A 25,410-nucleotide genomic window follows, 5' to 3' on the forward strand; every position below is an offset into this window, starting at 1 on the left:
CGGCCCCCCGCGGGGGCGGGGGGGGGGGCCCGCGCCGGGGGGGGGGGGGGGGGGGGGGGGCCCGCCCCCCCCCCCCCCCGGGGGGGGGCCCCCCCCCCCGGGGGGGGGGCGGGGGGCCCCACCCCCTTTTCCGCGGTCACCGCACGACGTCGAAGACGTTCTTCTGCAGACCGTTGGCGTACGCCTCGTGCTCGACGAGCCGCAGCTTCTGGGCGTCCTTGTCCGTGGCGCTGAACAGGCGCTTGCCCGCGCCGAGCAGCAGCGGGAAGACGAGCAGGTGGTAGCGGTCGATGAGGCCCGCGTCCGACAGGTTCCGGTTGAGGGTCGCGCTGCCGTGCATGATGATCGGGCCGCCCTCGGTCTCCTTCAGCGCGGCGACGTCGTCGAGCGAGCGCAGGATCGTGGTCTCGCCCCAGTCCGACACCAGGGCGTCCTCCTTCAGCTCGGTGGACACGACGTACTTCGGCAGCGTCTTGTACCGCGCGAAGTCCTCCATGCCGGGCCACACCGGACTGAACGCCTCGTAGCTGACCCGCCCGAACAGCATCGCGGCGGCCTCCTCCTGCTCACGCCCCTTGATCTCGAAGGCCTCCGGCAGGAACTCGATGTCCTTGAAGGTCCAGCCCGCGTTCCGGTACCCCTCCTCGCCACCGGGGGCCTCGACGACACCGTCGAGCGAGACGAAGGCAGTGCTGATCAACGTACGCATGTGAATCTCTCCCAGTGGTCAGCCATGGTTCCAACATTCTTCATGACTGCGGGTCCCGGGAAAACTCATCGCGGACGGTCAGAACGGAGAACCCCTGGAAGGTCTCCCCCCGGTCCACCACCTCCGTGGTCAGTCGCGCCTTGCGCAGTGACTTCCGTACGTAGGCGAGGACTTCGCCCCAGCGGTGGGCGTCGCGGGCGACGGGGCGGGCCGTGCCGTCCCCGTCGATCAGGCACGGGACCAGACCGCAGGAGCCGATCGCGCCGTCCTCGACGTGGACGAGTGCCACGGCGGTGATGCGGGCGGCCGGGTGGAAGGGGAAGGCGGGAGAGCCCGGGCGCGGATAGAAGCCGTACTCACCGAACGCCTCCCTCAGGTCGGCCTGGCTCGTGCGGTCGGGGTCGACGCCGTGGGCCCGCAGGTCGTCGGGGAACCGCGGCAGGTCGAACACGATGTGCCCGAGGCCGTAGAACACGGGGGTGCGGCCGATGAACTCGACGCCGCGCCACAGATGGTGGTGGTGGCCGAGGATCAGATCGGCGCCCGCCCCCGCCAGGAGTTCGGCACAGAGCCGCTCGTGATCGGTGATCACCCAGGGCCGGGTGTGGTCGCCCCAGTGCACGCTGACCACCACGAGACCGGCCCGTGCGCGGGCGTCCGCGACGGCCTTCTCGACTGCCGCCCAGTCCCGTTCGTCGAGGACGGACACCACCTTGGCGGGCACGCCCGGGCAGATGTGGCCGGGCAGCGGCGCGGTGTAGCAGTCCTCGGAGCGCAGCGGTGCGACGCCGGGGGCTGCGGGGCCGGCCTGGGCGCCGATCGGCAGGACGGACGCGCAGGCCACGACCGCGATCTCGGTGCCGCCCACCGGGAGGACCACCGGGCGCAGGGCGTCCGTCAGCGTCGGTCCCGCGCCCACCGCCTTGACGCCGCGGTCGGCCAGCGTCGCCACGGTGTCGGTGAGGCCGCCGTGGCCGGCGTCCATCGCGTGGTTGTTGGCGAGGGACAGCACGTCGAACGCCGACAGGGGCGCGGCGTTGGCGGTCGCCACCACCGTCGACGCGGTCATGCCGGGTGCCACGGGGTGGGTGTCGGTCAGGACGCCCTCGAAGTTGCCGAGGACGAGGTCGGCCGCGTCCAGGAGCGGCCGCACCCCGTCCAGCGCGTGCTCCGGGCGGGCCCGGTCGACGAGGACGTCCCCGACCGCCGCGAGGGTCCACGTGCTCATGTGCGGACGAGCCGGTCGGCGATCGCGCTCCACAGCGTGTGCCGGGCCGCGAGGGCGCGCCGGACCGTGACCGCGCACTCGGCCCACTTGTCCTCGTCGTCGGCGCACAGGTCGATCAGCATCTGCATCGCCATCGGGGTGTGCTGCTCCCCGTCGAGGTCGATGTGCCGGACCAAGTAGTCCTTGAACGACGTGAGTTGGGGCTGTGCGTCCTCGATGCGCAGCACGCGTTCGAACATCTCGGGGATCAGGTCCTCGCGTCCGAAGGCGAAGGCCGCCGCCTGGGCGTGGACCGGGGCGGACTCGATGATGTCCCAGGTCCCGGCGACGAAGTCGGCGGCGGCCGGGGGTGCTTCGGCGAGTTTCAGGGCTTCGGGCACGGGCGTGCCGGTGCCGAGCCGCCGGATGAAGGAGTCGATGGGCGTGCGGTCCGCGCCCGCCTCGGCCATGGCACGGAGGTACAGCTCGAAGTGGCTGAGGTACCCGTCGCCGAACTCGTCGCTCTCCTCGGTCAGGACGATGTCGTTGATCAGCCGGCGGCTGGTCGTCGGGCCCTGCGGCACCCAGGGCACGGCCACGCAGGTGAGCTCGTGCTGCAGGCCCTTCAGGAGCGACATGAAGTCCCATACGGCGAAGACGTGGTGCTGGAGGAAGACCTGGATGCGGTCGAGCCGGTCGAGGAGGTGGTACATCCGGTGGTTCACGATCAGGGCCCGGTCGGGCTCGATGGCCTGCTGCAGGCCGGTGAGCCCCGGGTGGGTGCGGTTCCAGTGGTAACGGTCGGACATCATGCTTGGCTCCGGTGGAGAGAGTGCCTGGGGTCGTGGACGAGGGAGGGTTCGCGGGCGCCGAGCCCGTCGAGTCGCGCGCTCATGTCGCCGAACGCCGAGCGCCAGCAGCCGGGATCGTCGATCCGCAGGCCGAGGCGGGCCAGCTGTTCGCGGGGCGGGGCGCTGCCGCCCGCGCGCAGGAACGCCGTGAAGTCGGCGCCGAAGGAGGCCGGGGCGCCCCGGCGGCGGTGGTGCAGGCCGATCGCCGTCAACCAGGCGAACGTATAGGCGTAGTTGTAGAAGCGGCCCTGGAAGATGTGCGGGATGCGCATCCAGCCGAGGCGGTGCAGCGGGCCGGGGGTGAGGGCGGATCCGTAGGTGGCGCGGTGGGCCTCCTCCCACAGGGTGCCGAGTGCGGGGGCGTCCAGGACGTTCCCTTCGGCGCGCAGGTCGTACGCCGCCTGTTCGAAGGAGGTGACCAGGGCCTGCCGGAACACGGTCGTCACGCAGCGGTCGAGCCACAGTTCGGCGGCCGCCGCCGAGGTGTCGGGGTCGCCCTCGGTCATGAGCCGGTCGAGGACGGCCAGTTCGGCGAAGCAGGCGGGTACTTCACTGAGCGCGGTCGGCGCGTCGAAGACGAGTGCCGGTTGCGCCTCGGCGGCCAGCACGAAGGCCACGGCGTGGCCGAGTTCGTGGGCCAGGTCGAGCAGATCGGCGGGCCGGCCGTCGTAGCTGACGAGGACGAAGCAGGTCCGCTCGGACGGGACGGGCAGCGAGAAGGCGCGGGACACCCGGCCGGGGCGTGCGTCGGTGTCGATGCGGCCGTCCGCGACGATGCGCCGGGCGATGCGGGCCATGTCGGGCGAGATCCGCGCGAAGGCGGCGCACACGGTCTCGACGGCTTCCGGCAGGTCCATGCGCAGGCCACCGCGCGGCCCGCAGAGCGGGGCCCGCTCGTCCCAGGGCGCGAGCGAGGAGGCACCGAGCCGGTGGGCCTTGTACGTGAACCACCGCTCGGCCAGCGGGCGTTGGCGCTCGGTCTCGGTCAGCATGCGGTCGACCGTGGCGGGGTCGAGGCGGTTGTCGAGGTCGCTGAGCGCCCGCGGCCGGGCGATGCCACGCAGCCTGTCCGTGGCCAGGTGGTCGGCGACCAGGGTGTCGTAGGCGAGGGCCAGGGTCGCGGCGTGCGGTGCCAGGCCGCGGGCCAGGGTGTCGTACGCGGAGCGGCGCACCGCGCGATCGGGGTGCGCGAGCCCGTACAGGGACTCGTCGTACGGGGCGAGCAGCCGGTCGTGCAGCAGCCCCCAGGCCTGCGCCGCGGGTTCCCGCGTCGCGAGGACCGCCTCCTCGTGCTCGGGCAGCCGGTGGGCCGCCGCTTCCCGCGCGCTGCACAGCAGATGGCGGTAGGGAGCGAGCAGCGGGTCCCGCAGGAGCTGCTGCGCGCGGGCCTCGGGCAGCGCCTGCCACTCGGTGTCGAAGAAGCGCGTCGACCGGTCGACGACGTCGTTCACGGCGTCCGCCTCCAGAGCGAGGCGGGCGCCCTTGTCTCCGTACAGGTCGAGGGACTGGTGGAGCGTCGCGTACGACACGAGGTGCAGCAGGCCCGCACGCGTCTCACCGAGGTCGTTGAGGAGCCGCGCGAGGTCGCGCGGGCCGAGGCCCGCCACGCGGCCGCGCCAGCGTTCGGCGCAGCCCCGGGCGCGCGCGGCGACGGCCGGGCCGCCGGGCGGCGGGGCCAGGGACGACAGATCCCACTGCATCCCGCTATCCCTCCGGCCGGGTGGCGCGCAGCGAGAACAGCAGGGGCAGCTCTCCCTCGACGTGCGCGGGGAGCCGGTACCTGCCGTCCTCGCACCGCTCCAGATAGGGCAGTACGGGGAACGACGCCGAGGGGAACTCGTGGACGAACTCCAGGCGCAGGCCGGCGTCGACCACGCTCGACACGATCGCGCCGAGCGAGTGGGCCCAGGTGTACCCGGACTCGGTGACGTCGTCGGACGCGTCGGTGTAGGTGCCGTGGAGTTCGTGCGCGATGGGCTCGGCTCGGTCGAAGTACGGGTAGCGCAGCACCGGTTCGCGGACGCCGTCGTCGAAGTCCAGTACGTGCAGGACCGGGTGGTACTCGGCGACGTACAGGACACCGCCCGGCGCGAGGAGGCGGGCAGCGGAGCGTGCCCACCGGGCGATGTCCGGTATCCAGACGACGGAGCCGAACGACACGTAGACGATGTCGAAGGTGCCGTCGAGCGAGGCGGGCAGGTCGTCGATCCGGGCACAGGTGAACTGCGCGTCCAGGCCTGCCTCTTGGGCGAGTTTCCCGGCCGCCGCGACGGCGGCGGGCGAGAAGTCGACGCCGGTCACCCGCGCTCCGCGGCGGGCCCAGCTGAGGGTGTCCAGGCCGAAGTGGCACTGGAGGTGGACGAGGGAGCGCCCCGTCACGTCGCCCAGCTCGGCGGGCTCGAAGGGCTGCAGGGTGCTGCGGCCGCGCAGGAAGCCCTGGACGTCGTAGTGGTCACTGGTCACGTGGAAACCGGTCCAGGTGTCCCACAGTTCGCGGTTGCGGTCGACGCAGCGGTCGGGCTCGTCGGGCGCCCTGGTGGTGACGCGGGGTGTACGCATCGGGATCTGTTCCCCTCTTCCTTGCGGTCCGGTGGCCGACCGGCTCAGGCCGCGCTGCGGGCGGGCAGGTGGGCGCAGACGGGGCAGTCGTCGCGGCGGCTCCAGCGTTCGGACTCGCGCGGCACCACGTCGTCGAAGTAGGCCTCCATCAGACGGCCCTGGGACGTGGAGGGAGCGATGCCGGTGGCGAGGCGGACGACCTCGGCGAGTACGTGCGCGGTGTAGAGGGTGACGAGGGCGCCGAACGCCGACATGTCCTCGGGGAACCGCGGCTCGGCGGCGTTGCTCTCGGCCCATTCGGTCTTCCGGGCGCTCAGCCCGGCCGAGACGGGGTCGCGCTCGGCCACGTCCGCCTTCCAGCACTCCACGCACCCGGTCACGCCCGGGATCATCGTGTAGTAGGCGATGCGGCGGCTGTCCACGCCGCCGGTGATCAGGGTCGCGCCCGCCCTGACACAGGCCTGGTTGATCCAGTTGACGACCTGCATCTTCGGCATGTCGACGGCCGACAGGACGAGGTCGCGGCCCTCGACCACGGCGAGTGCCTCCTCGGCGCAGCCGATGTAGGTGGACCTGGTGTCGAGCTTGAGCAGCGGGTCGTAGGCGAGGATGCGTTCGGATGCGACCTCGATCTTCGCGCGGCCGATGTCCTCCTCGCGGTAGAGGATCTGCCGGTTGAGATTGGACAGTTCGACGGTGTCGAAGTCCACGATCCTGATGTCGCGCACGCCGAGTCCCACCAGGTCGTACAGCATGTGGCTGCCGACGCCGCCGAGGCCGAGGAGGACGACGCGGTAGTCGCGCATCCTGCGCTGCAGGGCGTACTTGCTCGTCGTGAGGGAGCTGTAGTTCTCGAGGAAGCCGAGGTTGCGCTTCCAGCGCTCCAGGTGGTGTGCGTCGAGCCCGGTCTCCGCGGCGCCGTCCTCCAGGAGTCCGGCCTGGTCGAACTTCCGTATGGCGTCGGCTATTTCGTCCTCGGGCAGGTCGGTTCCCGAGTCCTTGAGAGCGGCGCGCACCTCGGGCAGGGTCCGGGTGCCGTCGAGAAGGCTGACGAACGTCTCGACAGCGTGGCTCTCGTCGGCCATCTCCACGCATTTGCCGGGCAGTTGGATGTAGAGCTGGTCGGCGACGCGGTACACCGGCAGGGTCGGCTTGATCCGTGGTTTGCTGCTGTTCGACATGGCTTGTCCCCCGTTGTCAGGTGGTGTGGGGCGGGAGGGGCGGGGGGGGGGGGGGGGGGGGGCGCGCCCCGGCGGGGGGGGGGGGGGGGGGCGGGGGCGGCGGGGGGGGGGGGGGGGGGGGGGTGGGGGGGGGGGGGCCCCGGGGGGGGGGGGGGGGGGGGGGGGGGGGGGGGGCGGGGCGGCTGACGCCGCACGCCCGCGTGGTGCATCAGGTGGCGACGGCGCGGCCGGCAATGCTCGTCTTGCGGGTCTTGAGGACGATCGACATGCTGTTCACCTCCCCGGCGAGTGGATCCGACGGGTTCCACACTGCCGCCGCGGCCGGTCCCCGGGTATTGGCACATACCCCAGGTCGTTCCGCCCGTCAGGTGCTCATGGCAGCCCGGACGACCGCGCTGGCCAGCGCGGCCCGCGAGGGGACGCGGAGCTTGGCGAAGGCGTGCGAGAGGTGCATCTGCACGGTCTTCTCGGTCACTTCCAGCCGGTGCGCTATCTGCCGGTTCGTCAGCCCCTCGCTCACCAGGGCGGCCACCTCGCCCTCGCGCCGGGTCAGGAGCTCCACGGCGCGCTCGCCGCCCGCGGCGGGGTGCGCGGCGCGGCCCAGCACGCGGCGGCGCTCGGTCGACGCGGTCCGGGCCAGTGCACGCGCCCCGCAGCGAGTGAACACATCCTGAACCAGGGCGAGTTCGGCCGAGGCGCGGCGGCTGTCCCCGCCCGCCGCGAGGGAGGTGGCGGCGAGCAGCCGGGCCCGGTGGGCGTCGACCGTCTGCCCGGCCGCGGTGAGCCCTTCGTACGCGGCGACGGCCATGCCGTAGGCCGCTTCGGGTTGCTCGACGAGGAGCACGTGGCCCCGCGCGAGCAGCGCGAGCCCGGTCCGCCCCGGCAGGCACAGGGGCCGGGCCACGTCCATGGCCCGGCCCGCCCAGTACGCGGCCGTGTCGGTGCGCCCGTCCGTCAGCGCGGCCCGCGCGAGCAGCTCGCACCAGTCGACCCGCGACCACGCGTCCACCGCGGTGAGGGCGGCGCCGCCCACCTCGTGCACCGCGGCCAGGCACGCCGTCGCGTCCCCCGCGGCGAGCCGGGCCTCGGCGACGGCAAGGACCACCGACGCGCCGAACCAGTCGTCGGGGACGCGCGGCTGCCGGCCGAGCGCCGCGTCCCCGGCCCGCAGCGCGGCCTCGTGATCGCCGGTGGCGACGGCGTTCCGGCAGAGCAGCGCGAGCGCCGCGGCCCGCGCCTCGTGCGCCCCGCAGCGCACCGCGAGGTCGAGCGCCTCCGTCGCGGCGCTCTCCGCCTCGCCGAGCCGCCCGGCGAGCTGGGCGGCGAAGGCGCGGCCGGTCAGCAGGTGCATGAGGGCGAACTCCCGTGCCGAGCCGCGCGCGAGGGTCACCGCCCGGTCGAGATGGGCCAGCGCCTCGGGCTGGCGGCCGAGCAGCGCCTCGCTCCAGCCGAGCCACACCGCGGCGTCGAGCCGCTCCACCACCTGCCCGTCGAGCAGCCCGTCGAGGTGGGCGGCGGCCGACGTCCGGTGCTCCCGCGCGGTGGCGACGTCGCCGGTCAGTACGCCGGTCAGGGACAGCAGCGCGTGCGCTGCCGTCGCCCTGGCCCGATCGCCGTACCGCTCCGCGTCGTCGAGGGCGTGCGCGGCCCGCTCGGCGCATTCGGCGGGCCTGGCGTCCGCCAAGTCGCCGTGGGCCAGGGCGAATTCGAGGACGCCGACCGCGTCCGCGTCCTGGCCGCCCACGCCCCGCAGCGCGTCCGCCAGGAGGGACCGCGCGGCGGCGCGACGCCCGAGGGAGCGCTCGGTCAGTGCGCAGGCGGCCACCGCCTCGGCATGGCGTCCGGCCGGGTCGCGCGGCAGCTCTTCGAGGACGGTGTGCAGCAGGTCCCGGCTCTCCTGCAGCCGCCCGATGGCCCCGAGCAGGCGGGCAAGACGCAGCCGGAGCCGGTCCCGCAGCGCTCCGGCGTCGGCGGGCAGCAGGCGCAGGGCGGCGCGCAGCCAGCGGACCGCGTACTCGGGCCGCTCCAGGCGCACTTGACGGGCGGCGTCCGCCAGCACGCGTACGGCGTCGAGGTCGCCGGCCCGGCCCGCGTACTCGATGTGGCGTGCGAGATCCGGCGCGTTCGCCCCGCGGCGGGTCAGCGTCGCCGCGACGCCGGTGTGCACGGCGACGCGCCAGCCCGGCGGGGCGCTGCCGTACACCGCGTCACGCAGCAGAGGGTGGCGGAAGGTGAAGCTGCGGGGCGCCTCCGCGGGCCTGACCAGGTCCTCGCCGACCAGTTCGTCCAGCGCGGCGAGGACCGGGAGTTCGTCCATGCCGACCGCCGACGCGACCAGCTCCGAGGTGAACGACTCGCCCACCACCGAGGCGGCCCGGGCCACTTGGCGGGCCGTTGCGGAGACCCGTGCGAGGTCCCTGGCGATCTCCGCCTCGTACGCGGCGATCACTCCGTCGCCCCCGCCCGCTCCGTCTGCCCCGTCCGCCCCGTCCGCCCCGTCACTGTTCTTCTCACCGCGTACGTCCCCGGCGCGGGTCAGGAGCTTCAGATAGAGCGGATTGCCCTCGGCCGCCCGGTACAGCGCGCGCGGGTCGCCGCCCGGGCGGGCGGCCGGGCCCGTCAGGCTCGCGGCCTCCTGCTGGGAGAGCGGGCCGAGCCTGATCCCCTCGACGAGGAGTCCACCGGTCAGCGCGGTGCCGAGGAGAGCGCGCAGCGGCGGGGACGCCTGCCGGTGCCGGTAGGCGAGGGCGAACAGGACGGGGGCCTTCGGCGGGTGCCCGAACAGCCCGTGGAGCGTCGAGAGGCAGTCGGTGTCCGCGCGTTCGAGGCCGTCGAGCAGGACCACGAGCCCCGCGGCGGGCGCGATCGACTCCATCCGCTCCCTGAGGTACGACGCGTCGACGGGCCCCTCGGCGTCCAGGAGCGCACGGAACACCTCCGCCGTGGTGCCCGCACCGTGCGCGGCCGCTCGGCCCGCCCGCACCGTGCAGCCGGCGGCGGCCGCGGTCCGCCCCAGTTCCGCGAGCAGCCGGGTCTTGCCGATGCCGGGTCCGCCCGTGATCTCCACCACCTGTCCCGGACCTTCGCCGAGCCGTGACACGGCGCGCGCGAGCGTGCGCCGCTCCGCCGACCGGCCGACCATGGGCTCCGCTGTCTTGGCCACTTCCGTCCTCCCCGTGTGGACGTGTCGCGGACACCTCGCCGCTGTGGCGGGCGCCCGTGCCGATATCCGGGGTACGGCTGCGGCGGTGCGCGCGTTCAGTAGGAATTCAGGGAGTCTGCAGGTCATAGGGGGAAGCTCCGCTTCCGTCCCCCTGCGCGGAGCCCTGCACGGAGCCCTGCACGGAATGAGCCCATCCGGCACGGACACGCAATTTGCTGCGCAGGTCATGGGCGTCGGGGAGGCCGAGTTCGGTCGTCAGGGCCAGGGACCGGCGCCAGGCGTCGTGGGCCCGGCCCGTGTGGCCCGCCTCCGCGTGGGTGTCGCCGAGGTAGGCGAGTCCCACGGCCTCGCTGCGCCGCTCCCCCGCCCTGCGGAAGAGGGCGAGGGCCCTGTCGTAGCACTCGACCGCGCGCTCGTAGCGGCCCAGGCGCCGGTGGATGTGGGCGAGGCTGTCCCAGGTGTGCGCCTCGGCACTGAGGTCACCGACGTCCTGTACGAGTGGCAGGGCCCGGCGGCAGTACGTGAACGCCTCCTGGAACCGGCCGAGTTCGGCCAGGTACCAGCCGATGTCGTTGAGCGTGACCGCCTGGCCGCCGCCGTCCTCTGCGGCCCGGAACTGCTGGAGCGCCTGGTAGGAGTGGCCGAGTGCCTCCTGCGCCGCGCCGTGTGTCCAGGCCATCTTGGCGAGGTTCTGCCGGGCTCGGGCCTGCCCGGCGTGGTTGCCGAGCCGCCGGTAGAGCTCCAGGGCCCGCGTCAGATGGCGCCGGGCCCTGCGCGCGTCGTGGCGCTGGAGCAGCGCCAGGCCGAGCCCGCGGTGGGCGGACGCCTGCCCGGCCGCGTCGTCGTGCGCGAGGGCCGTGCGCAGGGCGGTGGTGTGGGCGTCCGTGAGGGCCTGCCAGTGACCCTGCCGTTCCAGGTAGGTGGTCAGCGTCGCCGCCAGCTGCCAGGTGTAGGCGTCGCATCCGGGCGGGGTCCGTTCGATGGCCGACAGCAGCACGGGGTGTTCCGCGGTGAACCACCCCAACGCCTCCTCGTAGTCGGCGGGTTGGCGGACCAACGCGCCCGGCGCCGCGGGCCCGAGCTCCATCGGGTCGCACCGCCGGGTCAGCAGGGCGTCGGCCGCGTGCGCGGTGTGCAGGTAGTGGTCGAGGACGCGGCGCGTCGCCGCGGCCGCCCCGGCCCGGTCGTCGTCGGCGGCGGCCAGCTCGGTGGCGTAGGCGCGCAGGAGGTCGTGGCAGGAGTGGCGCCCGGCCGGCTGCTCCGTCAGCAGGTGCGCCGCGGCCACCTCGCGCAGCAGCACCTGTACGGTCCTAACGCCGGTGCCCGCGAGGGCGGCGAGCGCCGTGGCGTCGGCGCTGGGCCCCGGGTGCAGGGCGAACAGCCGGAACAAGCGGCCCGCCTCGGGAGTGAGCATCCGGTACGACCAGTGGAGCACCGCCCGCACCCCGGTGGCCGGATCGCCGGTGTCCAGGACGTCGAGGATGCGCCCGTCAGGACCCAACTCCCGTGCGCAGTCGGCCAGATCGAGGTCCGGGCGGGCGGCGGCACGGGCGGCGACGACGGCGAGCGCGAGCGGCAGCCCGGCGCACCGCGCGACGATCTCCTCGACGGCCTCGGGCGCACCCTGAAGACGGGGCGCGCCGAGGCGTACGGCGAGCAGGGCACGGCACTGCGCGGGGTCGAGCAGCCCCGGGGTGAGCAGGTGCGCCCCCTCGGAGACGGCCAGGCCGGTCAGCGGGTCACGGCTGGTGACCACGGTGAGGCAGCCGTGTGCGCCGGGCAGCAGCGGACGCACCTGCCCCGCGTCGCGGGCGTTGTCGAGGACGACCAGGACGCGTCGGCCGGCCAGCAGGCTGCGGTACCGGCCCGTGAGCGCCTCCAGGGTGTCGGGGACCTGGCCGGCGGGGACCCCGAGCGCGTCGAGGAAGCCGCGCAGCGCGCGGTCCGGGACCAGGGGCGCACCGCCCGGGTCGAAGCCGCGCAGGTTCACATAGAGCTGCCCGTCGGGGAACGCGGCCCGCGCCCGCCGGGCCCAGTGCACGGCGAGCGCGGTCTTGCCCACGCCGGCGGCGCCGGAGATCACCGCGACGACTCCGCCGGAGGAGGACTCGCGCAGGCCCGCAAGGAGACCGTCAAGCCGGGTCAACTCGTGGGCACGGCCGACGAACCCGTGCACCCCCATGGGGAGTTGAGCGGGTGCGGCGGCCACCGGTGCGGCCTCGACGACCGGCGGGCGGGGTCGTGCGGCAGCCGTTCGGGGGCTGTCCTTCAGGATCAGCTCGTGCAACTCACGCAATTTGGGGCCCGGTTCGGTGCCGAGCTCGTCGACCAGACGGCGGCGGATCCGCGCGAAGCAGCGCAGCGCCTCGGCGCCGTCCCCGGTCGCGTGCAGTGCCCGCATCAGCACCTCGGTCAGGGGTTCGGTCAGCGGGTACTCCTCCAGGAGTTCGGTCAACCGCCCGATCGCGGTGGCCGGTTCGCCGCCGCGCACTTCGAGGTCCGCAAGGCGTACCGCGCTGTCCACGCGCTCGCGCCGCCAGGCCTCGCGCACCCGGTCCGGCCAGGTGCCGTGCAGACCGGACAGCGGCTCGCCGCGCCACAACACGAGAGCCTCGCGCAGCAGGGCGACGCGCTCCGAGTCGGGGAGCGTGCGCTCGCGGGACCGCCCGGCCAGGGCGCGGAACCGGAGCAGGTCGACCGCGTCGGGGGCGAGGTCGAGCTGGTAGCCGCCGGAGCGCCGCAGCACGGGTAATCGACCCGCGTCGGCTCCCTTGCCGACTGCCTCGGCACTGCCGTCCGCCTGCCCGGTCAGCCGGCGGATCCGCGCGAGATGGGCGTACAGGGAACGGCGCGCCCCGTCCGGCGGCGCCCCGCCCCACACCCGCTCGAGGAGCGTCGCGACGGGGACGGGCCGCCCGGCGTCCACCGCGAGGGCGGCGAGCACCGTGCGGCGCTGTGGCGGCCCCACGTCCAGCGACCGGCCGGGCACGAGCACCTCCACCGGCCCGAAAAGGCACAGCCGTACCACCATGTCGCGCCCCCGTTTCGCCCCCGTCCGACGTCCGTCCGGCGTCTGCCCGACGTCCGCCCGACGCCCTCCACGGTCCTCGCACGCGCCTGAGCAGGGCGACAACCTTTCGGCAAAATTTCGGCCGCACCGCCCCCACACGCTGACTCCATGTCACTTCCTTCGCCCACGGGCCATCTCGCCCTCCTGGCAGCCGAGTTCGACCGCGGCCACGACGTGTGGCGTTCGCGGACGGGGTCGGTGTGCGTGGCCGGGCCCGATCAGGCGCGGGCCGTCATGGGCAACAGGGACGCCCTCGTCGCCGACACGTCCGACTTCTACCGGACGCGGCGCGGGGTCTTCGGAGACCGCACCGAGCAGACCGGGATCGGGCGCGCCGCCCGGCTACTGATCAAGCGTCACCTCTCCGACCACCGAGGGGAGTTGGCCGGCCTGGTCGCCGATCGCCTCGCGCCCACGAGCGACTGGCCGGACGCCGCGAACCTGCTCGTCCTGCACCATCTGCGCGACGTCCTGCTGCACCCGGGCGCGCCGCCCTCCGTGCACGCCGTGCTCGACGAGATCGTGCGGCGCGGTGTGCTGGCGGGCGCCCGCGACCGCCACGGGGCTCCGTCCAGGTTCCTCTTCCGCCGCCGCGCACACACGGCCCTGCACCGGGAGGTCCTGGCCCGTCGGCAGCGTGGCCGGGCCGAGCCGCCGCGTGACGTGCTCGACGTCGTCGTGACGGGCGCCGCGCCCGAGGCGTACGTGCCGGACCTGGCGGAGGTGTACCTCTCGTTCCTCTTCGCCACGGTCGGCTCGATCGGCTTCGCGCTCGCCTGGGCCGTCCTGCTGACCGCGACGCACCCCGGCTCCCGCTCCGCGCACCCGAGTTGGATCGTCCGCGAGGCGCTGCGGCTCTGGCCCGTGGCCTGGCTGTTCGCGCGGACCCCGAGCCGGGCGCAACTGCTCGGCGGCACCGAGGTGACCGGGAGCGACCGGCTCGCCGTCTGCACCTACCTGGTCCACCGGCACCCCGCGTACTGGGAGCGGCCCGACGAGTTCCTGCCGACCCGCTGGTCGGGCTCCGTGCCCGACGAGGCGTATCTGCCGTTCGGCCACGGCCCCCACACCTGCGCGGGCGCGACGGTCGCCCTGCGCCTCCTCGAGGACCTCGTCGAACTCCTCACCCGTGACTGGCAGTTGTCGGTCACCCATGACGGCGACGGGCCCCAGCTGGGCCCGGCGCTGGCCCCGCCGCGCTTCACCGCGCTGCTGAGCCGCCGAGACGTTCGCCCCGGAGGGAGGTGAAGCACCATGCGCGCGCTGTATCGCCAGGCCAAGTCGGTCCTCAACATCCGACGCCAGTACGAGTACTTCTGGTACCTCTACCACCACATCTGACCGGCCCGGCGCGGGGACGACCGCCCGGTCGGCCCCGCGCCTCCTCTAAGGGGCGCCCACGATGACCACCCCGCAGCACCCGGACGACTTCCTCACCCTGATGCGGCTGCGCAGCGACGCCGAGGACGGCATCTTCTGGGTCGACGACGAACGGCTCGCCGTGTTCACACCGGACGCGGCCCGCCACATCAGCGCCACCACCTGGCACCGGTTCGTCATGCACGACCGCCTGATCGACGTGGTGCGCCGCCGCCGGAGCGCCGAGATGCCCTGGAGCCGGGTCCGCTCGGCCTGGCTCACGCAGTTGCACACGCTCGCCACGGCCGAGCACCACGGCCGACTGATCGACCGCATGGAGCGCGTCATCGACGCGCGGCTCGGCGAGGACGTCGACCTGTCGATGCTCGCCCAGGACGTGGCGGTGCGCTCCCTGCTGCCCCTCGCCCTGTCAGGGCTGACGGCCGCCGAGGACCGACTCGTGCGTCAGGACCTCGAGTTGAAACTGGCGCGCCTGGTGTCCACCGACCCCGGGTCGACCTGGCAGCACCTCAGGTCGCTCTCCGTGCAGGTCCGCTCCGGCCTGGTCGTCCGCCGCGTCCTGCGTGAACGTGCCGCGGGCCGGCGCCCCCGCAGGCCGGACCTGACCGATCCCTTCGTCGACCTGCTGCCCGTCCTCGGGATGGACCGTGCCCTCGACGTGGTCACCGCCGTCCTCACCGCCATCGCGGGCCCGCCCGGCACGGCCGCCGCGAGCCTGCTGTACGAGTTCGCCCGCCGCCCCGACTGGCGGCGCAGGATCGCCGACGAACTGCGCGCCGTCGACCCGGCCGAGTTCCGCGCGGCACCGACGAACGTCGCCCCGGTGACCCACCGCTTCGTCAAGGAGGTGCTCCGGCTGTGGAGTCCGCCGCTGCTCCTCGTACGCCGCTCCACGCACGCCTTCGACCTGGGCAGGACCCGCCTGGAGCCGGGCCAGTGGTACCTGCTGAGCCCGCACATGATCCACCGGGACGCCCGCGTGTGGAAACGGCCCGACGACTTCGACCCGGACCGCTTCCTGCCGGGCGCCCCGCACGGCCCGGCCGACCGCTCCTGCTACGTGCCCTTCGGCTGGGCGCCCAAGAAGTGCATCGGCGCGAACATCGCCACCGTCCAGCTCATGGCCCTGTGCCAACTCCTGAGCACCCGTTACGACTTGACCCCGGACCGGCCGGACGAGGCCACCATGGCCCTGCGCTTCGCACCCGTCCCCGAGAACTTCCGGGGCCGGCTGACCCGCAGGTGAGCCGGCTCCGCGTTCACGAACGGGGCGGCCCGTCGGCCGCGACGCCCGGCTCCCGCCCGGCCATCAGCGCGAGATACACCACGAGCGACGCCCCGAGCCCCACGGCCCACCCGTAGTCGGCCAGCGGTTTGAGGAACGGGATGATGCCGTCGGCCGGGAACGGCCCGGCCTTGTTCCCCTTCGCGTCGAGCGTCGAGTACGACCCGCCGACCGCGAGCACGCCCCCGACGGCGAAGGCGACGACGGCCCGCCAGTTCCAGCCGCCGCTGTACCAGTACCGGCCGCCCTCCGCGTACAGGTCCGCCAGGTGCAGCACCGTCCGGCGGATGATCCAGTAGTCCGCGATGAGGATCCCGGCGACCGTCCCGAGCAGCCCGCCGACCACCCCGAGCCAGGTGAAGATGTACAGCTCCGGCGAGGACGTCAGCTTCCACGGCATCACCAGGACGCCCACGACGCCCGTGATGATCGCGCCCGTACGGAAGTTGATGACCTTCGGGGCGAGGTTCGCCAGGTCGTAGGCCGGGGACACGACGTTGGCCGCGATGTTCACGGAGATCGTCGCGACGAAGACGGTGATGAGCGCGAACAGCAGCCCGAAGACGTTGTCGGTCTTGCCGGCCAGCGCGACCGGGTCCCAGATCGCCACCCCGTACACCTTCTCCGAACCGGCCGTCACCAGCACGGACATCAGGGCGAACACGGTCATGGTGGTCGGCAGTCCCAGCGTCTGCCCGAGCACCTGCGCCTTCTGCCCCTTCCCGAACCGCGTGAAGTCGGGGATGTTCAAGGACAGGGTCGACCAGAAGCCGATCATGCCCATGAGGCCGGGGAAGAAGACCTTCCAGAAGTCCGCACCCCAGCCGACCTTCGACGGCTCGTGCAGCAGCGGCCCGAACCCGCCCGCCTTGTTCGCGATCCACACGAGCAGCACGACCGCGCCGACGAGGACGAAGGGCGCCGCCCAGTTCTCGAAGCGGCGCAGGGTGTCCATCCCCCGGTAGATGATGGCGAGTTCGAGGACCCAGAAGACGACGAAGCAGAGCCACAGCGTCCACGGGTAGCCGCCGATCTGCCCGGCGTCCGCCCAGCCCCCGAAGATCTTCCCCAGGAGCACGAAGATGCCCTGGCCGCCGATCCACGTCTGGATGCCGAACCAGCAACAGGCCACCGCCGCCCGCACCATGGCGGGCAGGTTCGCCCCGCGGATCCCGAACGAGGCCCGGGCCAGGACCGGGAAGGGTATGCCGTACTTCGGCCCGGCGTGCCCGGTCAGCAGCATCGGCAGGAGCACGATGACGTTCGCGAGGCCGATCGTCAGGACCGCCTGTTTCCAGTCCATGCCGAGCGCGACCAGGCCCGAGGCCAGGGTCCAGGACGGAATGCAGTGCGCCATGCCGATCCACAGCGCCACGAAGTTGTACGTGGTCCAGCGGCGTTCGGCGAGTGGAACGGGGCGCAGGTCGTCGTTGGCGTAGCGGCTGCCGGCCGGATAGGCGTCGGCGGCCAGTTCCACCGCGGGCGGTGGCGGAGCCGTGTTGGTCATGGGGAGGTCCCTTCTACGGAAGGACAGGAGGGGGACGAGGGAACAGTGCGGGCATGCGGGTGCCGTGAACTTCCTTGCGCTGTACGGGTGTTGCTAAGCCGGGGGTCATGCGTTCACCGCCGGAATCACGTCCCGGCCGTAGGCGTCGATCACCGCCTCCTTCGCGTCGTGCATCGCGTACACGGCGAACTGGTCCACGCCCAACTCCCGGAGCGCGCGCAGCTTTTCGACCTGTGCGGCGACGGGGCCGATGAGGCAGAACCGGTCGACGATCTCGTCCGGCACGAACGCGGTGTCCGGGTTGCCCGAGCGGCCGTGGTGCGCGTAGTCGTACCCCTCGCGCGCCTTGATGTACTCCGTCAGCTCGTCCGGGACCATCGACGAGTGCGCGCCGTACTTCGCGACCAGGTCGGCGACGTGGTTGCCGACCATCCCGCCGAACCAGCGGCACTGCTCGCGTGCATGGGCGAGCGCCTGCTCCGAGTCGTCCTCGGTGACGTACGCGGGGGCCGCCACGCAGATCTTCACGTCGTCCGCCGAGCGCCCGGCGGCCACGGCCGCGTCCCGCACCGCCTTCACCATGTACTCGGTCAGGAACGGATCGGCGAGCTGGAGGATGAATCCGTCCGCCTCCTCACCGGTCATCTTCAGCGCCTTCGGCCCGTACGCGGCCATCCAGACGGGGAGTTCGGCGCCCGGGCGCACCCAGGGGAACCGGACCACGGCGCCGCCGCCGAGGTCGGCCTCGTCGCCCCTGCCCAGCGCCCTGATCACCTTCATCGCGCCGCTGATCCGCGCGAGGGTGTTGGGCGTGCGCCCGGCGACGCGCATCGCGGAGTCGCCGCGGCCGATGCCGCACACGGTGCGGTTGCCGTACATGTCGTTCAGCGTCGCGAAGGTGGACGCCGTGACCTCCCAGGTCCGCGTCCCCGGGTTCGTCACCATCGGACCGACGATCAGCCGCTCGGTCTCCGCGAGGATGCGGCTGTAGATGACGAACGGCTCCTGCCACAGCACGGCGGAGTCGAACGTCCACCCGTGCGTGAACCCCGCACCCTCCGCGCGCTTCATCAGTTCCACGACCCCGGAGGCCGGCGGGTCGGTCTGCAGGACGAGTCCGAAGTCCATGGGAAAGCCCCTTAGTTCAGGTTCTGACAGGCTTCAGGTACTCCAGCGCACGCCGGCGGATGCTGCCACTTCAGGCCATGCCGAACCCTGTACAGCGCTGCCTCGATCGCCACTCGAGGAGGCACAATCCTGGACTTCTTCCTGGGGGTTGGCAAGAGGTGGTCTACGCGCGTCCAGCTTTTGTCGCCCGGCTGCGGCGGGACGAGTCGACCGCGCTCGGTGAACCAGGTCCGAAGGAACGGTCCTCGCTCGAACGGCCCCCGAAACCTTGCTCGTTACGTGGCCGTGAACGTCCAGTAAGTTCCAGCAGATCGCGCTTCTCGGACCTGAGTCGTGGTGTACGTCGATGATCACGTAACGGGCCGGAAACGGACCGGCGCACCGACCATGCCGCCCCGACGGAGCCGAGTCCGTCGGGGCGGCCGAGCAGTCTCGCGGTCAGGCCGGTGCCACCGCCCGGCCGGTCTGCGGGGAGATCATCCCCGCACACAGTCCGCGCGCCGCGAGGCCCTGCGCGATCCGCGGTATCGCGGCGCGGGTGTTGGCGGCCCAGTCGTGCATGAGGATGACCTGGCCGCTGGTGAGCCGTGCGGCGGCCTGGACTATCGCGTCGGTACTGGCCCCGTTCCAGTCCTGCGAGTCGACGTCCCAGATGATCTGCGTCAGGCCGTACTTGGCCGCGACCGACTGCACCGTCGCGTTGGTCTCGCCGTACGGGGGACGGAACAGCCGGGGTGTGCCCCCGCCCGCTTGACTGATCGCCTGCTGGGTGCGGGAGATCTCCGACTCGACTTGTGCCGGGGTGAGTTGGGGCAGGTGGGGGTGGGTGTAGCTGTGGTTGCCGACCCACATCCCGGCGGCGACCTGTGCGCGCACGAGGGAGGGGTTGGCTGCGGCGTACTGCCCCTCGTTGAACATCGTGGCGCGCAGCCCGTTCTGTCTGAGCACGTCGAGCAGGGCCGGCGTGCTGCTCGACGGGCCGTCGTCGAAGGTGAGCCCGACATAGCCGGTGCAGGTGGCGGCCTGCGCCGGGGCTGCGGCGTTGACCGTGAGACTGCAGGCTCCGGCCAGCGTGGCGGCGGCGAGCCCGGCTCTCAGGGATCGTGACGTGCGCTGCGGGTGGATTCTCATGCGGGGGTCCTCCGGCCTGCGGGGCGAACTCGCTCAGTACACCGTGATGTTGGAACTGCCACTGCTCTGATAGCCCTCGGTCGCCAGGATCATGTAGTACGCGAAGGAGCCCAGCGGCATCCCGGCCCGGCCCCAGGCGTCGAAGTGGTTTCCGGTGGTGATGGTGCCGCCCGTGCGCTTCGCCTGCCGCACGCTCCAGTACTGGTCGAAGGTGCGCGTGCCCTCGACGGACGGAGCGTTGTACCGCGTCGTCCGGTAGATGTCGTAGGTGCCGCCGTCGCTGGTGACGGTGCCCTTGTACGTGCCGGTGGGCCGGTAGGTGCCCCAGTTGTCGACGATGTAGTACTCGACGAGCGGGTTCGACGTCCAACCGTAGAGCGCGAGATAGGCGTTGCCGGACGGGCTGAAGCCGCCGTAGTAGTTCACGGTCCGCCGGGAGCCGTTGGCCCAGCCCTTGCCCGCGACGAAGTTCCCGGTGTTCCGCCATGACGTGCTGTAACTGCCGCCGGAGGACAGGGTCATGGAGACCGTGCCCGGGGCATCGGTCCAGAACGAGTAGTAGTAGCCGTTGTTGGTGCCGGTCTGATTGGTCGTGACGGTCGTGTCCGCGTACGCGGTGCCCGGCAGTGCCAGCGCGGAGGCCGCGACGGCCATGGCTCCGGTGGTGCCGAGGAAGGTACGGCGGCTCATGGGTGGTGTGGGGGTCTTGTCGCTCATGTTCATGCTTCCTCCTGGTGGGACGCGAGAGGCTGCACAGCCATTGAGGTGCGTGTCGACGCCGTCAGGTTGCTGCCGCACCTGGACACTGTCAACAGTTTCGACATTGAAGACGAAACTTTAGAAGCCACAGGCTGTGCGGCGGTATCGCGTCCGCCCTGGTCAGAGCCTCAACTGGGCCATCTCGCAAGAGGTCTGACGACGCGAGCAGCAGGTCGGGCAGCAGGTCGGGCAGCACAACGGGGCGTCCGCCCCACGAAGGCTTCGAAACTTTTTCGACGTGGTGAGAAGCTCAGTCACGCGGTCGTCGGCACTCCGCCGTGCTCTGTCGCACGACCAGGCTCGTCGCCAGCTCCAACCGGGTCGCCACCGGCTCCTCGGAGCGGAGACTCATGAGCATCTGCGCCGCCCCTTCGGCCATCTCCCGCAGGGGTTGGTGGACCGTCGTCAGCGCGGGGCTCGACCACTGGGCCAGGGGTACGTCGTCGTAGCCGACCACGGACAGGTCGTGCGGGACGCGCAGGTCCCGCAGCCGGGCCGCCTCCAGAACGCCGAGGGCCTGGAGGTCGCTGCCCGCGAAGATCGCGGTCGGCGGATCGGCCAGGTCGAGCAGTTCGGCCGCCCGCTCGCGACCGCCCTCCACGTGGAAGTCCCCGTACCGGACGAGTTCGGGGTCCGCCGCCAACCCCGCCATGCTGAGCGCCGAGCGATAGCCGTCGAGGCGGGCCAGCGAGCAGAGCATGTCCTGCGGGCCCGTGATGATGCCGATGCGGCGGTGTCCGAGCTCGACCAGGTGCCGCGTGGCGGTCAGCCCTCCGCTCCAGTTCGCCGAGCCCACCGAGGGCACGTCGGGGTCGGGGTCCCCGGCCGGATCGATGACGACGAACGGGATGGAGCGGGAGCCCAGTCGCTGCTTCACTTCAGCGGGCAGTGTCGAGAAGACCAGGACCACGCCGCGTGGCCTGCGCCGCATTACCCCCTCGATCCACTCGGGCCCGGGGGCGTGGCGCGTACCGCTCTCGGTGAGCACCACGCTCGCCCCGTTGGCCTTGGCCACCTTCTCCACGCCGCGGATGAGCTCCAACGCCCAGACGCTCTCCAGCTCATGGAAGACCAGCTCGATGAGCGGCGCCTCACCGGCGACCCGGTTCGTGCGGCGGTAGGCGTGCTCGTCCAGGACGCGCTCCACCTTCATGCGGGTCGGGGCCGCCACGTCACGTCGTCCGTTGAGCACCTTCGAAACTGTCGAAATGGAGACCCCCGCCTGCTGGGCCACCTGCGCCAGGGTGATGCGGCCAAGGCCCTCGTCATCTCGCATGACCAGGAGCATAGGGCAGCATCAACCGCCCTCCCAGAGGGACGAAACCTTTCGACGGGTGAGCGCGGCCTCAGCCGAACAGCCGCCGCTGGATCTCCCTGCGGTAGTCCTCGAGGGTCCGGTTGAGGTGCGCGGCGGCGGCCTCGGCGGCCCGCTCGGGATGACCGTCGCGAATGGCCCGGTAGATCGCCTCGTGTTCCTGGACGGCCAGTTCGGCGCCGTCGCCGAGCTCGTCGTGGATGCCGATGGCGCTGGACTGCCGCTGGAGCCGGCGGGCGTCCCGCACGGAGCTGACGAGGAAGGTGTTGTGCGAGGCGGCGGCCACGGCCGCGTGGAAGTCGTCGTCCGCCCGGTTGAACTCCTCGACGTTCCCGTGCACGAAGCCGTGCCTGCACAGTTGCATGGCGACTTCGATGCTGCGCAGCTCGGAAGGGGTCGCGCGGGTGGCCGCGAAACTGCCGGCGGCCATCTCCTGCACCCTGCGGAACTCGAACAGCATCAGGACGTGGTCGAGGTCGACAGGGCGGAAGAAGCCGCCCCAGCGACTCGTGACGAGCATGCCCTCGTCGTCCGCGACGAACAGCCCGCGCCCCTTGTGCGCCCGCACACGGCCGAGTGCCGAGAGGATCTTCACGGCCTCCCGCACGACGGCTCGGCTCGTGCTCAGCGTCTGCGCCAGGTCGTTCTCCGTGGGCAGCCGCTCGCCCGGCACCAGCCGCTCCTGGGCGATGTACTCGAGAATCCGCTCGGCGACGATCTCGTAGCCGGGCCGGTAGTCGCGCGGCTCCTCGCCCGAACCGTTCACCGCGGCGGCCCCGGTCGCGGGCGCGTGGTCCATCTGTCCTGCCTCCAGGGCTACTTGACGAGGGCGGCTCGCTTCGCCGGGAGCCGAACTCATCGTAGCCCAGCCAATAATGAGTCGTATTCATATGCTCGTGACCTTGCTGGTGAACCACGCACTCTGGACACCCACACCGCCCCAACTCCCTTGATTTTACGGGGATTCGCAGGGAAAAGAACGTCGCCACCCTTGACGCCCCTCTCGATAGGGCGACTAATTTCATCCCCAACAGCACGCATAGAGCCGCCATCTGCCCTCACACCCAGTGGAGTCGCTCATGCCCTTCAACAAGCGTTCGGTCACCGTGACCGGCTACGCGGCGGCCATGATGCTGACCGCGGCCGCCTGCAGCGGCTCCGCCTCTCCCACTGACACCAGGGACGGATTCGCCCAAGTCCGCCAGGAGAAGGGCACGTTGACGGTATGGGTGGACGCGACCCGGCTCACCGCGGCCAAGGAGTACCAGCGGCTGCACCCGGACGCGAAGCTCAACATCGTCACCTTCGACGGCAATGCGAACGGGTCGAACTACCTCCAGACCAAGGTCCAGCTCTTCGACCGCACCAGGAAGGGCTGGCCGGACGTCGTCTTCAGCTCCCAGAACAACGAGGTGACGTGGGCCGTTGACGCCCGCTTCGCCGCACCGCTGAACAAGGGCCTGATCCCCGGGGCCACTCTCGGGAAGTTCGCCAAGGGCGCCAACGACGTGTGCACGGTGAACGGCACCGTGTACTGCCTGCGCAACGACCTTTCCCAGACGGTGCTTTGGTACAACGCTCCGCTGCTGAAGAAGTTCGGGTACAAGGTGCCCACCACCTGGGAGGAGTACCAGCGCCTCGGCACGCAGGTGGCCGCCGAGCACCCCGGCCGTCTGGTGGGTGACGCGGGCGACTCCTTCACGCCCGAGATCTACCTGTGGGCGAGCAAGTGCGGCGCGAACCACATCACGGGCGCCAAGTCCGTTTCGGTGAACACCACCAGCCGGGCCTGCACCAGGATGGCCCGGCTCATGGACGTACTGATCAAGAACAAGTCCCTGTCCACCAGCGGCGTCTTCAGCACCGACTTCGCCAAGAACAAGGCCGACAAGATCCTGCTCATGCCGGGGCCCGCCTGGTACGGCGGCGCGGTGTTCAGGGACACCCTCAAGACCCCGGCCAAGCAGATCGCGGTGGCGCCCATGCCGCAGTGGCAGGGGGAGACGGCACCGGTCACCGGCAACGTGGGCGGCGGCACCTGGCTGCTGTCCCAGCACTCCACCCACATCAAGCAGGCCACCGACTTCCTGAAGTGGGTCACCACCGACAACGCCTACCAGGGCCGGAAGGCGCCCGGCTTCCCTGCCTACGCCCCCGCCGCCGAGGCCTGGCTGAAGGCGCAGGCCTCCGCCGGGTACTTCGCCACTGACCTGGCACCGCTGAAGGACGCGTCCGCACAGGTCTGGGCGGGCTGGGGGTCGGGCCGGTTCAGCCAGGAGGCGATCTGGGCCGCCACGGTCAAGCCCGGCATGACGCAGGGCAAGTCGATCGTCTCGCTGCTGCCCGCCTGGCAGGAGTCGATCGTCAAGTACGCGAAGTCCGACGGGTACCAGGTGTCCCAGTGAGCAGTACCGCACGGCAGAGCCGGGCCGGTACGGCGTTCGTCGCCGGGTACACGCTGCTGCTGATCGCCTTCGGTGTCCTCCCGACCGGCTACGCCGTCTATTTCGCCTTCACCGAAACCGGAGGCAGGTTCACCGGGTTCTCCAACTTCCTCACCGCGGCACGGGACTTCCGCTTCATGGACGCCGTCGGCCATGTCGCGGTGTATCTCGTCCTGTGGCTGGTTTCCCTGGTGGTGCTCGTGGTGGGCCTCGCGCTGGGCCTGCACCGCCTCGCCTCCGGGCCGGTCACCAGGACGCTGCGCTTCCTCTACTACGTTCCCGGTGCGCTGGCGGGCGCGGCAAGCGTGCTGGTGTGGCTGTTCATGCTCGATCCGACGGTGAGCCCGGTGAGTTCACTGCTCGGGGCGCTCGGCTGGGACACGTTCGGCCAGGTCGTCGCGCCCGGCAATCTGCCGCTGCTGTTCACGGTCATCGCGTTCTGGACCGGGGCGGGCGGCTGGATCGTCGTCATGTACGGGGCACTCGACAACATCCCCGTCGACGTGATGGAAGCTGCCCGCATCGACGGGGCGGGGGCCTGGCAGACCGCCTGGCACGTGCAGATCCCGATGCTCCGCAAGTGGATCGTCTACATGGTGATCCTGGCGTTCGCGGGCGGCGCGCAACTGTTCGTCGAGCCTCAACTGCTCTCTCTGGCAAGCGTGGGCGCGGCCGGCCGGGACTACTCCCTCAACCAATTGACGTTCGACTTCGCCTTCCGGATGAACAACGTGAACGGAGCCGCCGCGATCTCCGTGGAGCTCCTGGTCGTCGGCGTGTCGGCCGCCGTCCTCTTCGTCGCACGGTCGGGATTCTTCGATGCCGATTGAGGTCTCCGTGCGGCGACTGCCGTTCCGGCTGCTGTCCGGCGGGGTGCTGCTCCTGTTCGCCCTCTTCTTCGTGCTGCCGATGGTCTGGCTGGTCCTCGCGGCGACCAAGACCGACCAGCAACTGGTCCACGACAACCCGCTCTCCTTCGGCTCGTTGCACGCGCTGAAGCACAACTGGGACGCGCTCACCGCGTTCCAGGACGACGCCATCATGATGTGGCTGCGCAACTCTGCGCTGTACGCGGTGGTCTCGCTGGTCATCACGGTGGGGGTGTCCGTGCCCGCCGGCTACGCCCTGGCGATGACCACCTTCCGTGGCCGTCGCACCCTGCTCGTCGCGACGCTCGTCGTGATGCTCATGCCGAACGCCACGCTGGTGGTGCCGCTGTTCCTGGAACTCAACGCGGTGCGGCTCATCGGCACGATGTGGTCGATCGTCCTGCCGTACTCGTTCTATCCCTTCGGCGTGTATCTGACGTACATCTACTTCTCCACCGCCGTACCGAAGGACCTCCTCGCCGCGGCACGGATCGACGGCTGCTCGGAGTTCGGCGTATTCCGCCGTGTGGCACTCCCCCTCGCAACGCCGGTCGTCGCGCTGGTCGGCTTCTTCAGCTTCGTCGCCAACTGGACCAACTACTTCCTGCCGTACGTGATGCTGCCCGCCGACGATCAGATGCCGGTGCAGGTGGGGGTCGGGACCCTGCTCAGCAGCGTGCCGTCGTTCAACCCGACGGTCGGTGAACTCGCCGTCGAGCGCCCCCAGTTGGCGCTCGCCACGCTTGTGGCCATCACGCCGGTCCTGATCGTCTTCCTGTTCGCCCAGCGCTTCCTGGTCAGCGGCATGCTTGCCGGTGCGACCAAGGAGTGACCCCCTGAACGGAGATCCTC

General features: G+C 71.8%; 19 protein-coding genes. 5 read left to right on the forward strand and 14 right to left on the reverse strand.

Translation table 11 applies throughout. The features are described from left to right. Positions 1 to 136: 136 nt before the first annotated feature. The 8 genes from ACIBUY_RS02920 to ACIBUY_RS02955 form a co-directional block, all read right to left on the reverse strand. Entirely contained in the window at positions 137 to 709 is a 573-nt protein-coding gene (locus ACIBUY_RS02920; protein ID WP_365576360.1) for a dihydrofolate reductase family protein, read from the reverse strand. A gap of 40 nt (positions 710 to 749) precedes the next feature. Further along, the gene (locus ACIBUY_RS02925) at positions 750 to 1,937 is read right to left on the reverse strand and encodes a CapA family protein (protein ID WP_365576358.1); all 1,188 of its coding nucleotides are present in this window, start codon (positions 1,935 to 1,937) and stop codon (positions 750 to 752) included. Next, complete coding sequence (locus ACIBUY_RS02930) at positions 1,934 to 2,728, reverse strand: DUF3050 domain-containing protein (protein ID WP_399151521.1); 795 nt, start codon at positions 2,726 to 2,728, stop codon at positions 1,934 to 1,936. Before ACIBUY_RS02930 ends, ACIBUY_RS02925 begins: the two co-directional genes overlap by 4 nt. After that, positions 2,725 to 4,467 carry a M3 family metallopeptidase gene (locus ACIBUY_RS02935; RefSeq protein WP_399151522.1) on the reverse strand — a complete coding sequence of 581 codons (1,743 nt, stop codon included), beginning with the start codon at positions 4,465 to 4,467 and terminating at the stop codon, positions 2,725 to 2,727. The genes ACIBUY_RS02930 and ACIBUY_RS02935 overlap by 4 nt, the downstream gene beginning before the upstream one ends. 4 nt (positions 4,468 to 4,471) lie before the next feature. After that, positions 4,472 to 5,326: a methyltransferase domain-containing protein gene (locus ACIBUY_RS02940; RefSeq protein WP_365576352.1), complete on the reverse strand. Its 855-nt coding sequence runs from the start codon at positions 5,324 to 5,326 to the stop codon at positions 4,472 to 4,474. A 44-nt stretch (positions 5,327 to 5,370) separates the two neighbouring features. Beyond that, complete coding sequence (locus ACIBUY_RS02945; RefSeq protein ID WP_399151523.1) at positions 5,371 to 6,507, reverse strand: HesA/MoeB/ThiF family protein; 1,137 nt, start codon at positions 6,505 to 6,507, stop codon at positions 5,371 to 5,373. Positions 6,508 to 6,871: 364 nt separating this feature from the next. Then, complete coding sequence (locus ACIBUY_RS02950) at positions 6,872 to 9,670, reverse strand: ATP-binding protein (protein WP_399151524.1); 2,799 nt, start codon at positions 9,668 to 9,670, stop codon at positions 6,872 to 6,874. Positions 9,671 to 9,776: 106 nt separating this feature from the next. Then, positions 9,777 to 12,701 (reverse strand): AfsR/SARP family transcriptional regulator, encoded by a 2,925-nt coding sequence (locus ACIBUY_RS02955; protein ID WP_399151525.1) that lies wholly within the window; start codon positions 12,699 to 12,701, stop codon positions 9,777 to 9,779. Between the two features lie 147 nt (positions 12,702 to 12,848). On the opposite strand from ACIBUY_RS02955, the gene ACIBUY_RS02960 reads away from it, so the two are divergent. Together ACIBUY_RS02960 and ACIBUY_RS02965 are read left to right on the forward strand one after the other, a co-directional pair. Then, positions 12,849 to 13,988 (forward strand): cytochrome P450, encoded by a 1,140-nt coding sequence (locus ACIBUY_RS02960; protein WP_399151526.1) that lies wholly within the window; start codon positions 12,849 to 12,851, stop codon positions 13,986 to 13,988. A 154-nt stretch (positions 13,989 to 14,142) separates the two neighbouring features. Beyond that, a complete protein-coding gene (locus tag ACIBUY_RS02965) occupies positions 14,143 to 15,366 on the forward strand; it encodes a cytochrome P450 (RefSeq protein ID WP_365580744.1) in 1,224 nt (407 codons plus the stop codon). 13 nt (positions 15,367 to 15,379) lie between these two features. Here the strand turns inward: ACIBUY_RS02965 and ACIBUY_RS02970 are convergent, their stop codons facing one another. From ACIBUY_RS02970 to ACIBUY_RS02995, 6 genes are all read right to left on the reverse strand, one after another. Next, positions 15,380 to 16,912, reverse strand: coding sequence for an NCS1 family nucleobase:cation symporter-1 (locus ACIBUY_RS02970; protein ID WP_399151527.1), 1,533 nt, complete (start codon positions 16,910 to 16,912; stop codon positions 15,380 to 15,382). A 105-nt stretch (positions 16,913 to 17,017) separates the two neighbouring features. After that, the gene (locus ACIBUY_RS02975) at positions 17,018 to 18,040 is read right to left on the reverse strand and encodes a TIGR03842 family LLM class F420-dependent oxidoreductase (protein WP_365573808.1); all 1,023 of its coding nucleotides are present in this window, start codon (positions 18,038 to 18,040) and stop codon (positions 17,018 to 17,020) included. A 438-nt stretch (positions 18,041 to 18,478) separates the two neighbouring features. Then, complete coding sequence (locus tag ACIBUY_RS02980; RefSeq protein ID WP_365573811.1) at positions 18,479 to 19,171, reverse strand: polysaccharide deacetylase family protein; 693 nt, start codon at positions 19,169 to 19,171, stop codon at positions 18,479 to 18,481. Between the two features lie 33 nt (positions 19,172 to 19,204). Further along, positions 19,205 to 19,888 carry a glycoside hydrolase family 11 protein gene (locus tag ACIBUY_RS02985; RefSeq protein ID WP_365573813.1) on the reverse strand — a complete coding sequence of 228 codons (684 nt, stop codon included), beginning with the start codon at positions 19,886 to 19,888 and terminating at the stop codon, positions 19,205 to 19,207. Positions 19,889 to 20,180: 292 nt separating this feature from the next. After that, positions 20,181 to 21,218: a LacI family DNA-binding transcriptional regulator gene (locus ACIBUY_RS02990; protein ID WP_365573816.1), complete on the reverse strand. Its 1,038-nt coding sequence runs from the start codon at positions 21,216 to 21,218 to the stop codon at positions 20,181 to 20,183. Between the two features lie 58 nt (positions 21,219 to 21,276). Beyond that, positions 21,277 to 22,044: an FCD domain-containing protein gene (locus ACIBUY_RS02995; protein WP_365573818.1), complete on the reverse strand. Its 768-nt coding sequence runs from the start codon at positions 22,042 to 22,044 to the stop codon at positions 21,277 to 21,279. Between the two features lie 280 nt (positions 22,045 to 22,324). Here ACIBUY_RS02995 and ACIBUY_RS03000 point away from each other — a divergent pair, with 280 nt between their 5' ends. The 3 genes from ACIBUY_RS03000 to ACIBUY_RS03010 are packed head-to-tail and all read left to right on the forward strand — an operon-like array spanning position 22,325 to position 25,390. Beyond that, positions 22,325 to 23,650 carry an extracellular solute-binding protein gene (locus ACIBUY_RS03000; protein WP_365573821.1) on the forward strand — a complete coding sequence of 442 codons (1,326 nt, stop codon included), beginning with the start codon at positions 22,325 to 22,327 and terminating at the stop codon, positions 23,648 to 23,650. Next, positions 23,647 to 24,519 (forward strand): sugar ABC transporter permease, encoded by an 873-nt coding sequence (locus ACIBUY_RS03005; protein WP_365573824.1) that lies wholly within the window; start codon positions 23,647 to 23,649, stop codon positions 24,517 to 24,519. Before ACIBUY_RS03000 ends, ACIBUY_RS03005 begins: the two co-directional genes overlap by 4 nt. Further along, positions 24,509 to 25,390: a carbohydrate ABC transporter permease gene (locus ACIBUY_RS03010; protein ID WP_399151528.1), complete on the forward strand. Its 882-nt coding sequence runs from the start codon at positions 24,509 to 24,511 to the stop codon at positions 25,388 to 25,390. Before ACIBUY_RS03005 ends, ACIBUY_RS03010 begins: the two co-directional genes overlap by 11 nt. The last annotated feature ends 20 nt before the right edge of the window (positions 25,391 to 25,410 follow it).

Origin of the sequence: Streptomyces sp. NPDC050085 (assembly GCF_044460595.1) — a bacterium.
Classification (GTDB): Bacteria; Actinomycetota; Actinomycetes; order Streptomycetales; family Streptomycetaceae; genus Streptomyces.